Consider the following 12,768-nt stretch of genomic DNA (forward strand, 5'->3'; position numbering starts at 1 on the left):
AGCAAACCTATTTACAAATTAGGTTTAGTAGAGCGGTTTAGTTTAATGCTTAAAATAACGACTAAATAACTCTAGCGCTAGAGGTTTAGAGAGATCATTAAATAGATCTTGTGCCGTATATTGAATGAGCATTTCTCTTCCCTCCTCGGTTCTATTAGGATAAATTCTTTTTATAGTTTCAAAATAATTTTTTAAGGAAAAATCCATATCGAGAGTTATATTGTTTTTTTGGGGAATAAAGCTACGATTTAAGCGCATAGGAGAATTGCTAAATTGTTTGAGAAGAGATTTCTTTTTTACAATCAATTTATTTTTATCGCCGCATATTTCATCGATAAGTTTGAATTTTTGAGCTTCTTGTGCATTCCATATTTTTCCTGATAAAAAGGGAAAAATTGCCAGATTCCCCATTCTAGGAATTAAATAGGGCAAACTAACAGAAGGTTTGAGACCAATTTTTCTTTCTGGATAACTAAATTTTGCATTTGGAGCCGCAATAGAATAGTCACAGAGTGCGGCAAGTGTAGCACCTGCACCGAAGGCATAACCTTTAATAAAACCTAAAATAGGTTTATTTACCGCAGCAATAGCATCGAGCATTCGTGCAAAATCGAGACAAAATTTTAAACCTTTACCAAATTCTAACCCTTGAAAAATTTCTTTAATATTGATCCCACTACAAAAATTATTTCCCTGTGCCGATAAAGAAATGACTGAAATATCCTTCCTCATTTTTAATTGATGAAATACGCTAGTTATTTCAATTTGCATCTCATTATTTAAAATATTCAGGGGAGGGGCGGCTAATTGTACCCAGGCTTTATCATTAAAAATATGAACTTTCAGAAAGTGAAAAGAGAACTGAATTGAAGATTGATGTTTTACTATTTTCGGCGCATTAGAAAGCATCATACTATCTACCATCACTAGGCCCATAACCACATGCAGGAACACTCTTTAAATTAGTATAGAAGATAATAGGAAATCTGCTGCTCATTGGATTGCCAATACTTACAATTAACCTAACATTCGCTATAAAAGGAAAACTAGGAAGCATCCTACTATTGCAACCCATGTAAGGATTCATTTATGGTTTTGTAATCAAATTCAAAGCCATTCTCGAGTAATCTTTTCGGAGATACACGTTCCGAGTCAGTTAATATAGCTGAGGATTCGCCAATGAGTAATTTTAAAACTGCTCCTGGCAGTGGTATCCCGAGTCCGGATTTAACCCATCGTAACTCCTTCAAAATCTCAGAATTAGTACAAGCTTGCGGAGCAGTTATGTTTATTGCTCCATCTCGGATTTTGTCATTGTTAGCAATAAACTCAATGGCTTTGGCAACGTCTTTAACATGCACATAAGGAACAAATTGATCACCAGAACCAAATCTCCCTGCACCAAAGAATCCTGAGTATCTATAATAGGGCAAAAGACCACCCTCATTCGATAACACATGTCCAAGTCTTAAATTAACTACAGAGCAATTTGCTTTATTTGCTCTATTTTCAATTTCCTTACAGACATCCACTCTGAATTTAGTTCCAGGATCACTACCTGGGACTGATTCACTTTCTTCAGTTAAAAGGGTATCGCCCGCATTTCCATAAAACCCCACAGCAGACGCTTGCAGATACTTTAGCGGTTTTTCGCGAGCTTTATCAATATTGCGAATTATGGTATCAATGACCCGAAAGCGTGATTCTGCTATATTTGATTTGACAGTAGAGGTCCATTTTTTTGCGCCTGGATTTTCGCCACTCAAATTTAATATGATTGTGTTTTTATCAATTAGCTCTGACCAATCCTCATCAATTTGTCTGACTTTGACCCCTTCAATATTTATTTGGGTATCTGAAGAGCGACTTAAACAATATACATCATATCCTTTTTTGATAAACTCCAAACAGGCTTCTTTTCCGATCATTCCAGAGCCACCGGCTATAATTACTCGTTTATTCTTCCCAACATCCATTCTGTTCACTTGGAAATGACCATAGTAATGCAATAAAGTGCCAATCATAGGAAAAGAAACTTTGCCATCAAACTTCCATCCTTTTTCTGTTGGCTTTTCGATCCACTCTGATTTGGGTAATAGAAAAGTAGGTAAAGGTATTTTAAATGAATCAAAAAATGTTATACCTTGAGATTCATATTTTAACGAATTATCGGGTTGTAGCTGTATTTTATAAATAAACCGAAACGCTTTATCTAGCCCTCCTCCTATGCCTTCGCTTAAATGCATTTGTCGATTAAAGCCACTGTAGAGTGAATGTGTGGTTGAATATGTTTTCTGCTGGGGCGTTTTATAGCCAAATACCCTGTTCCAACGTTGCACATCTTTAGATAAATTAATTACTTCAGCGTAAAATGGTTGCTGACACATGTCCCTAGGAAAACCTGCAACATAGCCTATTATTTTTGCTAAAGAGGTCGGCTTTTCTACAGTGACTACCCCTACCCCACTACCGCCAATGAGAGACGTTTTAAAATCTTTTATCTGATTGTCAAGTAAATGAGTCTGTGGAAAAGCTCTTCCAAAGATAGAAGAGGACTCATTATCAGTTATCGATAATGAAGGAACCTGCCAGTATGGTGACTTCGTTGATCCACCAAGGCTGTAAGATACTAAATATTCAAATATCCCCCGTTGCAATGAAGGAAAAAAGTGACTACCGGTACGCATAGCGCCGTTTCTTAACATTTTCAGAAATGAATTTTGAACTTGGCCGGTGGAAGCTACCAAATCAGCGATACTCTGAACTGTTTTAGCCCGTGGTTTTCGTTCTTGTTCGTATTCTGTGATGCCCTGTAAATAATCAACTCGATCCAATTTAGATGCCAAGCACGCTGCATCTTCGATACATAAGCCTGCCCCCTGGGCTATATTTGGTGCGGTAGCATGAGCTGAATCTCCCATAAGCACGATCCGATTATCGCGTGATGTCCAGGGAAACTGTTCCACTCCTTCAATTTTAGCTATATCAGTTCTAATTATTTCAGTGGTCGAATTGATTAATTCCTGGTAATCCACTGCGACATCACCAGAGTCCGTGCGCACAGGCCTCCATTCACTAACCAAATCTTGCAAAAATCTCTTAGTATTCTCGTCTACTAACCGAACCCCCTTAATTGGCGATAGATACTTGTGATCTTCTTGGGTTTTAACAGCGATAAACCAAAAGACGTTGGGAGATTTTAGTGGCACATAACCAAACCGAACTTCATGCTTGCCGTACTTTTTGGATTGGTAAGTTCCCCATGTTTCGAATGATGAGGACCACCATTTATGTTGGGAATCCATTGGGAGCTTCACATTTGCACGAAAATAAGTATAGCCCAGATCTGTTTCATGGACAGGGGGTAATTTTAATTCAGACATCAGACAATTTCGGATTTTTGAATGGATGCCATCACAGGCGATTAGTAAATCTCCTTTATATGATTTACCCCCATCAAGAGTAACTACCACCTCATCTTTATCTCTTTTATATCCATTGATTTTCTGTGATGTAATGATTTCAACATCGTCTCTATTTTTTAAACCTTCCAATAGCATATTGATTAAATCATCGCGATTTAAACATTGAACAGGAAATCGGTTTCCAAAATCATCGTTTGCTCTAGCCAAAATCCTTCCTTCTGAATCTCGATAGCTTGGAAAAGGCATGGGGAAACCAAATTTTTGAATGAATTGTTGATAGTTTGGTATATAGTTCAACACCAACTGACTAGGAGGCCAAAGACCAATACCGCCACCAATGTCTTGGGTGTTATCCAAATTGGGTCGTGAGTCGAATAGGGTAACGTGAAATTTTACATCTTTACCAATACGAACTAATAAATTAGCCAAGGTTAAGCCCGATATACCCCCACCTGATATTAGGACATGAACTACTTTACGCACTTTCTCTACCCCCAATACTATATGAGTTGTTAATTATACAAAATAACTTTGGAATGACCAAAAATTTACCGAAACTCATTAAGCCTCTCGCAACCTCTAAAGCAAATACATTGAGCCTAAATAACTGCGAACAGAGGTGAGGTCTGTTATTAAATAAGTAGTGGCCTTCTACACCTACCAATAGCATAAACCTGAACCAATCTTCTCAAAAATCATACTATATTTTAATTAATCACTATTTTAAATGGATTTAGTGAACCAAATGCAAAAGGAAAAGTGTGGTTCAGGTTTTGAGGCGGCGATGCAAAAATTACCTGCTATAATTCATTCTTTTCAACAAGTACAAAAGGCAATAGAGGCAAATCAAGCTTTAGAAGGTAAAGAAGACAGAGGGTATTCTCTATAAGTTTGAAATAACTCTATTGAGAACAGGCTTATTGATTTCTTACCACAACTTCTCTCGTCTCATTGGCCTTAAATACTTTTAGCAAATTATTAGCTGACGAATCATCGTGATTCGAGCGCACATATTTTCCATCGACCTGATGAAAACTCGAAACATAAATTTTGCCATTCTGCATCAGCCTCGCCAATTCTTGCGCCCGAAATTTTCGCCGGTCGTCAAGTTCAAAAATTACAAAACGTCTTAATTTGTGAGAATATTCAGCTGAACGCATCCGTGCCATCATTGAAGTGATAATTACCTGAGCAAACAAAACCATGTTGCCATTCACTACTAAGGCTGAATCTGGAGTACCATCAACAGAGAGCTCACCGGCTGGAGTTGAATCGTCTAAAGATGCAGCAAGTAAACTCAGTTGGGCCCCTAGACCGGAACCGAGGCTCTCTCGTAAGATATTAGGAGCATTATCCAATTCCACACCACCGTTCCAAACTTTCTGAACCAGTGTGAGCAACAAAAGAATACCTAGGGCAGTGAAACTCCCTACCCCAGTGAAGAGAAGTGCTGACGCACCAACTGTTATGACCCATTTCAGTGCTCCATAAAAGATCTCATCGCTATCATCAACATCTACGTCAATGCCAGAGGTATCCATTGTCATGCCTGTGGTACCACGGATTAGCACTGGAATAGCCACCCCATTAAAATCAATATCAACATCGGGAGCTACATCTATAACTGGCGTATCAATTGCTCGAATCACATGTCCCGTTATTTGAATTCCATTATCAGCCATTGACATGGACAAGGATGTTATCTTAGCCCCATCGACTTCCTGGCCTATTTTAGCTGCCGCCCCTCTATCTAAAACCAGGTTCAAGAAATTCCTGTTATATGCGATAGCAAGTCCAGTACGTGGAGCGACAAAACTTTTTGTTATTGTTAATGTTGCGGAAGCTTCTGGTGGACTGGCAGATACCACAAAGGCATCGACACTATCAGAGTCAGCCGGTGTCAAAGTAATCTCAATATTCCATTCAGAAGGGTCGGGCTTTCTACCTGGATCAATAAATCGTGTGTTATTCAGCCCTTCTACGAGGCTATCAGCAATTGGCAACCGTGTATTCGCTAATATATCCTGGACTTCTGAGCTATTCATGAAGTTGTCGATGTCACTTGCTATTTCAGCGGGTGAAGGCGTGCCGTCAATTCCATCATAACGAAAGCCTATCTCGGCAACTGGATCAGCGTCAACCAAGATAATGGTTAATTTTGCCGCTGCATCAAGAGGCACAGTCAATGGAGTGGCATTGGGGTCTGATGCTGGTCGTATCTCAATGGTTCCCAAAATATGCAATATACTTCGTGGTGTGTCAGCCCCCTGGGTTATCATTACAAACTCAAAAGGATCGAAAAGAACAGTGATATGAGAGGATTGTCCTCCAATGTCGCGGTCAAATTCCAAATGGTCCGGTAATCGCCCAATACGCGTTAGCTCACGAAGAAAATCAGTAATTACATTAAAGGAAATTCCAACCGCGGCATCTGCGCTTCCTAAATCAATATCCATGATAATCTCCCTATTTCATAATATTAGGACGCTTTTCTATTCATTAATTTGCCATTGCCTTAAAATTACAAGCAACGGTTTGATATTAGCGGACCAATATTAAGAAAGATCTGTACAATATTATTCCATATCTTATAAAGTATAGCCAAATTTTCAGAGTCGGAAATAGAAAAGAAAATGATAAATATTGGTTATTGCCAAATATTTTCTGAACAATAAACCGGAGGATTAAATTCTAAATAGTTCAAATATGAGAGCGTTCCAGTGACAAGTGTGCGATTAAATAGTCTCCGACATTTATCTAACCTTTAAAACTCAATTAAAGTTACCAGCTTAAACCTACTTTAATTTGTTCTAATGTAATATTAGATGCCCTTCTAAAGGTGGTGTAGGTATTTAAATTTGAGTCTTTAATTAGTGATTGGTTGGTAAAATTTTGCAGGCTATTCCATACCCATTCGATACGGGCATTCAGTCTTGAGTTCAACGGCATTTCCACTCCCAGTCCCAATTGTAACCCTTGACAATTCTTATCTGAGGAAAATTTCCCAGAAAACCCGCCCAAAACTCCAGTTTGGGTAATTCCGCCACTCAGTTGTATGTTGCTGATGAGATATCCCACCCGTCCATATAATTGGGCGTATTCATTAATATTAAATCCGGGTCGTGCGACAATACCGTATTGCCATCTTTGGCGAAAGGTTCCGTGAAGGTTTCGCGTGTAAAGTGTATTTGAGTCAATGAATTTGATATTTCCCTCATTGGAACTGGCGTCATAAAAACCTTCTATAGCGAGGGAAAAATTTTTTATAACCCGTTTACCATATCCAAAAAAAATCTCCCCCCCATAACCTGAGCCATACCAGTCAAAGCGATCAAAATCCAGATAAAGTGAGGAAGTGCTCGATTCAGCGCGTCGAAAATTATAGGAGGAATTATCCTTAATCCCTGACAAACCTAAATATAATCCAGGAATATTTATTAATCCTTTCTTTTCTATACACCAGCTTAAATTAGGAAAAACTAAGACTAAAACCAAAGTGGTAATTATTCTTTGTACCATGCGGCGCATCCTTGACGAATCTAGTAAACTACTTTTGCTGCGAAGAATATAAAATTACCAAGAAACTTGCAATATTCAAACAAAAAAGCAAACCTCAAAAGTCTCTTTTTGCTTTCTAGATGTATCCATTATTAGTAAATATCCCCAACTTCTTAATATTCGCTTAAGGTTTGTTAAATAAAATGCGACAAATTTTTGATTCATAACAATTCATACAAGGGGATGACTGTGGGATTTAGAATAGATCTAAAATCTAAAGAAGATGTTTTTATTTATTTAGTCGTGATAAACGATGTGATTAATGTCAATTTTGAAACTGCTGATCCAGCCAACAAACATCTAGCTGCACAGGTGAGGGAACGGTTTAATCATTTATTGTCTGAGCATGCTTCATTGGAACATCTACAAAACATGGTTCGGGGAGAGGATGCTGAACACATAAAACGGCATCATGTAGTTGTAGAAGAAACCCATACACCCCATTTTCATTATAGTTTTGATCAAGAGGTAACACCTGAATTACTAAAGCATTTTTTCGAACAATTACTGATTGCTCAGAAATCAGCTGGACATGCTAATGATCAATTTGTTACTGAGGAAGAAGTCAATACACTCTTAAAAGCGTTTGGAATTTTTTATACTGGATTTAAAGATTCCCAACTTGAAAAAGAATTTTTAAACGAACGTAAATTAACTAAGGAAGAAAAAAATAGTCTTGTCCAACATGCAAAACAAGAGAAGACAAGCCATTTATCCAAAAAAGATGTAAGTGAATTAACCGAATGTGGGTTTTCATCCTCTGAAATACCTAAACCAACGGAACAACCAGAGCAAGACTCTCTAAATCTCCCATTCAATATTTCCAGTATGGAGGAAATGTTACTAACAATAAGATTGATTGGGCTTCTTACTCAAACCTCTGGAGTCAGACCTGACCTCTTCCAAAGTCAACAACAAGCTGGTCCAATGGAAGCTGGAAGACAAAATAATACGACCAGTTTTATGGGGTTGAGACCTGGGTTTTTCCAAAGTCAACAACGTCCTGCCTCAGTTGAGACTCCAAGACAAGGTAATTCAAGTGGCATTTTTGGATTTAAACCTGGATTTTTGTTCAATAAGCCTGAGGTACAAAGAAAAGACGAACACGAGCCATCTCAAACAAAATCATTTCATCAGTAATATAACACTTCCTGCTGGGCAACAGCCCAGCTTGTCTTTCGCTGCAACCCATCTTGATCGACTTCACCAATGAAACAATTATTAAAGATTGCAAAAGTAAATGGGACAACTGGGGTGGATCTTTTCGATCAAATACGTACTACATTAATAGGTTGTTCATTAACAAAAGAAGCAATATTTTCACATACTGTATTTAGCAAACGTTTACGTGCTGCTACAGAAGCCCAAGCAATATGAGGCGTGATAATGCAATTAGATAAACCAATTAAAGGATTATCAATACTTGGAGGTTCTTGACTTAGAACGTCAAGGTAAGCAGCATTTATTTGCTTTGATTTTAACGCATTTGCCAGGGCTGTTTCATTTATCAAACCACCGCGCCCAGTATTAATGAGCACTGCTGTCGGCTTCATTTGTTTCAAAGTATTACTGTTTATAATATTTTGTGTTGACTCCGTCAGGGGACAATGCAAACTTAATACGTCGCTTTGTTTTAGAAGATCTGCAAAACTCACCCACCTTACTCGTTTATCGTAAAAAGGTGTCGGCTTGTGAGCAATAATGTTCATTCCCAAAGCATTGGCCACTAGGGCAACTTTCTTGGCTACTCTTCCAAAACCCATTAATCCTAAAGTCATTCCCGTTAATTCTGTTATGGGATTTAACCAATAGGCAAAATAAGGCTGGGTTTGCCACTCACCCTTTTGGATAGATTGATTGTGAGCTTCAACACGGTTAGTTTTAGCAAGTAATAAAGCAAGCACATGCTGTGCCACACTGTCGGTACTGTAATCAGGGACATTCGTCACAAGAATATTATGTTTTACGGCCGCCCTGAGATCAATATTGTCAACACCAGTGGCCATTTCGCCAATATAACGAAGGTATGGAAGCTTACCCAAATGCTGTTCCGTTAGTTTTACTTTATTAGTGAGGATAATTTCAGCCTTTCTCGCACGTTCTAGAATGAGTTCCGGAGGTGTTTGATCGTAAAGATGAACCTCCCCAAACTCATAAAGACTATCGAGGCATAAACCATCGCTAATTAAAGGCTTAGCATCCAAAACAACAATATTATTTTTTTTCATGATGAGTAGTTTCCTCAAGCTAAATTGGCAAGGGCGGCGGGTTTGCCAAAACTGAATCTCTACCCATCGCGAATTAATCACCCCTACGCCCCACCGCTTGTCCGCAGGATCCAGATCTATCCTAAGCGACGAACCTTCGGGGACAAGAAAAGAGGCGGTTGCTTGCACCCAAAGATAATTAAATTTTACTTGCAAGAAAGAATAGAGAGTTATATTCCTGGTTGCAAGCAACCTGACTACATTCATTCCCTGTGCAAATGGATTTTTATTCTAAAATCATAATAGGGATAGTTTATTCACAGCCAATGGAGATATTATGACGCATACTAAGATGCCCGTTTTGTTTATCGGACATGGAAGTCCTGTCAATGCGATTGAAGACAATCCCTTCACAAAAATGCTTAGGAAGTTGGCAAAAAAACTACCTCCTCCAGAGTCAATTCTTTGTATTTCTGCTCATTGGCTTACTGCACGCACATGGATTACCCACACCCCTTTTCCCAGGACAATACACGATTTTCACAAGGGTCCTACTGAATTATTTAAAGTAAACTATCCTGCGCCAGGTGCGCCGGAATTAGCAGAGAAAGTCAAAGCAGCAATTCAAACACCCCATATCCAACTGGATGAACATTGGGGATTTGATCAGGGTATTTGGATTGTATTTAATCATATGTATCCTAATGCCGATATACCCATTATTCAATTAAGTATTAATATGGCAGAACCAGCTGGGTATCATTTTGAATTAGGTAATCGCCTCAGATCATTACGTAATGAGGGAGTACTCATTGTGGGCAGTGGAAATATTGTTCATAATGACAAAATGATCATTTGGGATAATCCCAATGCGCCCCCTTATCCATGGGCAATAGAGTTTGATGAACAAGTAAAACAATGTATTAGCCAAAAAAATTATAAACCTCTGCTTGAAGAATTACTGTTTACAGAGGTCGGTCGGTTAAGTGTTCCTTCGCCGGACCACTACTTCCCTTTACTGTACACTTTAGGCGCTTCAGAAGCGGATGATTCACTAGACTTTGAATTTGAAAAAATTCAATTTGGCTCAGTTTCCATGCGCTCGTTCAGCTTAGGCCGTAACCAATAATTTTACAATGAGAGGCGGCAAGAATTAGAATACGCCAAAAATATTAAGCTAAGTTGTTTATCGCACGAAAAAACGGGTTTAGCACATGAAACTATCTGAACTACATACATTATTACAAAATTCTATTCTGACATCCGAGCCGCTGATTAATCCTCATCTTGATGTTCCACCTCATGGCTCCATTGCAGATAGAGTGGCCATCTATGCCAATGGATTTTACAGCCGGCTTGAAGAAACATTAATGAGCGACTACAGTACCTTGGCAGCGATAATGGGTGACGAAGAATTTAGCCAAATGAGTCGAAATTATACTCATTCATATCCATCATACTCCTATTCGCTCAATAATTTTGGGTCGAATCTTAATCAATTTTTGACTGAAACGTTGCCTTATAGGGAAAAACCCTATTTAGCTGAAATTGCTGCATTTGAATGGACAGAATATCAAGCTATTGTAGCGCATGATCCAAACATACTCTCCGTGGCTGATTTGCAATCTTTACCACTAAGTCAATGGCCTGAAATGAAATTTTATCTGCATCCATCCTGTAAAATTATTACTATGCAGTGGAATAGTCTTTCTCTTATTAATGCGTTACGCCGTAATAAATCCCTTCCCAAGCCTAAGAAGCTTCAAACGCCACAATGTGTGATGGTTTGGCGTCGTCAGCTTGATGTACGATACCGCAAGCTAGAACATTTAGAACTCACCATGCTCAATGCAATTATTCACGAATCGTCATTTGTAACTATTTGCGAGACTCTAAGTAATCACATGCCCGAAGATGAAGTAGCAAATTATCTTGTCAGTGAATTGCATGCATGGATCCAGGAGCATTGTTTGATAAATAAAGTGAGTAAATGACCAAACTGTACATATCCACTAGTGGAACAATGCACGAGGGACTGTCTTGAACTCTAGTTCAAGACAGCTTATCCGATATTAAAGGCGTCATTATCTTTATCTTTTCAAGAACAAATGTTTAAAACCGAACGGAATATACAGACAATCCCTTCTAAACAACGTTGAGCTTAAATACGCCCTCTCCTCATACATGCACATCACCGTATAATAATTCGCCAGTATATTCTGGTGAATGAAGACAGGCATAAGCAACCCATATAAAGAACAAGACAACCAGTGTAATAACAGCCCATCCAGGAATAGGACCCAATGAAGCATTCTCCACAACTCCGAGAAAAGACATTGCTATTTCCTGACGCCCTCCTACAACTTGGAGCTTATGAGAAGATATTTTCAGAATCCATGCCATGAGCAAAATGAGTAACATCCACACATAGTTTCTGCGTAACCTACGCGATATGGCCGCGCCGAAACTCATGAGAAAGCGCGGTTCACGCAAGTCTTGTCCAAGAGTGCGTGCCCACGGCTCTTCGATGGCCTTAGTGGACAGGAATATAGGAGCAAAATAATAGCGTTCGATCATACGGACACGAGCTCTGTAGACATCGAAAAAACGATATCGTCTCGACTCTATAAGTAGAAGCAGCAGAACGAGCAACATTGCAAACAAAAGCACCCCGTGATGAGCAGAAGGCGTTGAGAGAGACAGCGAAAGCATTGCAGCTGAAGCAGTAATCGCCCAGTTGGTTGTGCGATCAATTCGATCACGCCATCCTGCCATCCGAGCAATTTCAGCTCGATGAAAATGGGCCAGCACCGTGATGAATTCGGAGGATGTTTTAGGAAATGGAGGATTCAAACCCGCCATGAGTTGTTCACCCAATAGTTGTGTTTCGTGTTCCATACTACCTCCAAATGCGTGAAGAGTAGATTTATGCAGCATCAAATTTCATTGCTAGTTTAGTTTAACTTACAACTCATTTGATATTATAGTAAAGATATCTCCGTTCATTATTTATGAAATCATTATGTTGATTTAAATTTGGTTTTTAATCTTTTCGACTCGCGCTCTAACTAACTGGAAGATATTTTCAAAGCATTTGGGAGCTTTAGGGTATTGCCAGCCCCAAAAAGACAACAATTAAATCACTTTTATCAATAAACAACCTTTTTGACAACAAACTTCTCATTGCTATGCTAATATCTGGATAGCTCTCAACTTTAAGGAGAATGAAATGAGTAAAAAAGGACCTATTTTAGGCACACTACTTCTTTTAAGTAGTACGATTGTTTTTGCGGCCGACAACGATAATATGAATCAGTCTAATGGAGCAAGCCCAAGTACGAGTACACCACCTGACACTACTACGACATCCACTACCCCATCGACGGATCCCTCTACATCTACCCCATCGACGGATCCCTCTACATCTACCCCATCTACGGATACTTCTACAACTACCCCATCTACGGATACTTCTACGAGTACTTCACCTGGAGCAGATACAACTACTACTCCATCTAGTACAAATACATCGGTCACTCCTTCAAATGATAATTAAGGAACCAGTAGCACTACAAATG

Annotated in this window: 11 protein-coding genes; 5 read left to right on the forward strand and 6 right to left on the reverse strand. The window is 38.9% G+C overall.

Annotation, left to right across the window (positions count from 1 at the left end; translation table 11 throughout):
* Positions 1 to 42: 42 nt before the first annotated feature.
* Both ACWTE2_RS19885 and ACWTE2_RS19890 read right to left on the reverse strand, forming a co-directional pair.
* A complete protein-coding gene (locus tag ACWTE2_RS19885; RefSeq protein WP_454784032.1) occupies positions 43 to 912 on the reverse strand; it encodes an enoyl-CoA hydratase/isomerase family protein in 870 nt (289 codons plus the stop codon).
* A 149-nt stretch (positions 913 to 1,061) separates the two neighbouring features.
* The gene (locus ACWTE2_RS19890) at positions 1,062 to 3,908 is read right to left on the reverse strand and encodes a TIGR01777 family oxidoreductase (protein WP_454784033.1); all 2,847 of its coding nucleotides are present in this window, start codon (positions 3,906 to 3,908) and stop codon (positions 1,062 to 1,064) included.
* A gap of 262 nt (positions 3,909 to 4,170) precedes the next feature.
* On the opposite strand from ACWTE2_RS19890, the gene ACWTE2_RS19895 reads away from it, so the two are divergent.
* Positions 4,171 to 4,314 carry a hypothetical protein gene (locus tag ACWTE2_RS19895; RefSeq protein ID WP_454784034.1) on the forward strand — a complete coding sequence of 48 codons (144 nt, stop codon included), beginning with the start codon at positions 4,171 to 4,173 and terminating at the stop codon, positions 4,312 to 4,314.
* Between the two features lie 28 nt (positions 4,315 to 4,342).
* Here ACWTE2_RS19895 and ACWTE2_RS19900 read toward each other — a convergent pair whose 3' ends face one another.
* Entirely contained in the window at positions 4,343 to 5,881 is a 1,539-nt protein-coding gene (locus ACWTE2_RS19900) for a hypothetical protein (RefSeq protein WP_454784035.1), read from the reverse strand.
* Between the two features lie 325 nt (positions 5,882 to 6,206).
* Complete coding sequence (locus tag ACWTE2_RS19905; RefSeq protein WP_454784036.1) at positions 6,207 to 6,944, reverse strand: outer membrane protein; 738 nt, start codon at positions 6,942 to 6,944, stop codon at positions 6,207 to 6,209.
* A 228-nt stretch (positions 6,945 to 7,172) separates the two neighbouring features.
* Between ACWTE2_RS19905 and ACWTE2_RS19910 the strand changes: the two genes are divergently transcribed.
* Positions 7,173 to 8,123, forward strand: coding sequence for a hypothetical protein (locus tag ACWTE2_RS19910; RefSeq protein WP_454784037.1), 951 nt, complete (start codon positions 7,173 to 7,175; stop codon positions 8,121 to 8,123).
* 128 nt (positions 8,124 to 8,251) lie between these two features.
* On the opposite strand, the gene ACWTE2_RS19915 is transcribed toward ACWTE2_RS19910, so the two are convergent.
* The gene (locus tag ACWTE2_RS19915) at positions 8,252 to 9,211 is read right to left on the reverse strand and encodes a D-2-hydroxyacid dehydrogenase (protein WP_454784038.1); all 960 of its coding nucleotides are present in this window, start codon (positions 9,209 to 9,211) and stop codon (positions 8,252 to 8,254) included.
* Between the two features lie 316 nt (positions 9,212 to 9,527).
* Between ACWTE2_RS19915 and ygiD the strand changes: the two genes are divergently transcribed.
* Together ygiD and ACWTE2_RS19925 are read left to right on the forward strand one after the other, a co-directional pair.
* Positions 9,528 to 10,319: a 4,5-DOPA-extradiol-dioxygenase gene (gene ygiD / locus ACWTE2_RS19920; protein WP_454784039.1), complete on the forward strand. Its 792-nt coding sequence runs from the start codon at positions 9,528 to 9,530 to the stop codon at positions 10,317 to 10,319.
* A gap of 85 nt (positions 10,320 to 10,404) precedes the next feature.
* Positions 10,405 to 11,184: an HvfC/BufC family peptide modification chaperone gene (locus tag ACWTE2_RS19925; RefSeq protein ID WP_454784040.1), complete on the forward strand. Its 780-nt coding sequence runs from the start codon at positions 10,405 to 10,407 to the stop codon at positions 11,182 to 11,184.
* A gap of 184 nt (positions 11,185 to 11,368) precedes the next feature.
* Here ACWTE2_RS19925 and ACWTE2_RS19930 read toward each other — a convergent pair whose 3' ends face one another.
* Entirely contained in the window at positions 11,369 to 12,127 is a 759-nt protein-coding gene (locus tag ACWTE2_RS19930; RefSeq protein WP_454784041.1) for a DUF2270 domain-containing protein, read from the reverse strand.
* A 292-nt stretch (positions 12,128 to 12,419) separates the two neighbouring features.
* Here ACWTE2_RS19930 and ACWTE2_RS19935 point away from each other — a divergent pair, with 292 nt between their 5' ends.
* Positions 12,420 to 12,746, forward strand: coding sequence for a hypothetical protein (locus ACWTE2_RS19935; RefSeq protein WP_454784042.1), 327 nt, complete (start codon positions 12,420 to 12,422; stop codon positions 12,744 to 12,746).
* The last annotated feature ends 22 nt before the right edge of the window (positions 12,747 to 12,768 follow it).

The sequence above is a fragment of the Legionella nigrisilvae genome (genome assembly GCF_977063395.2).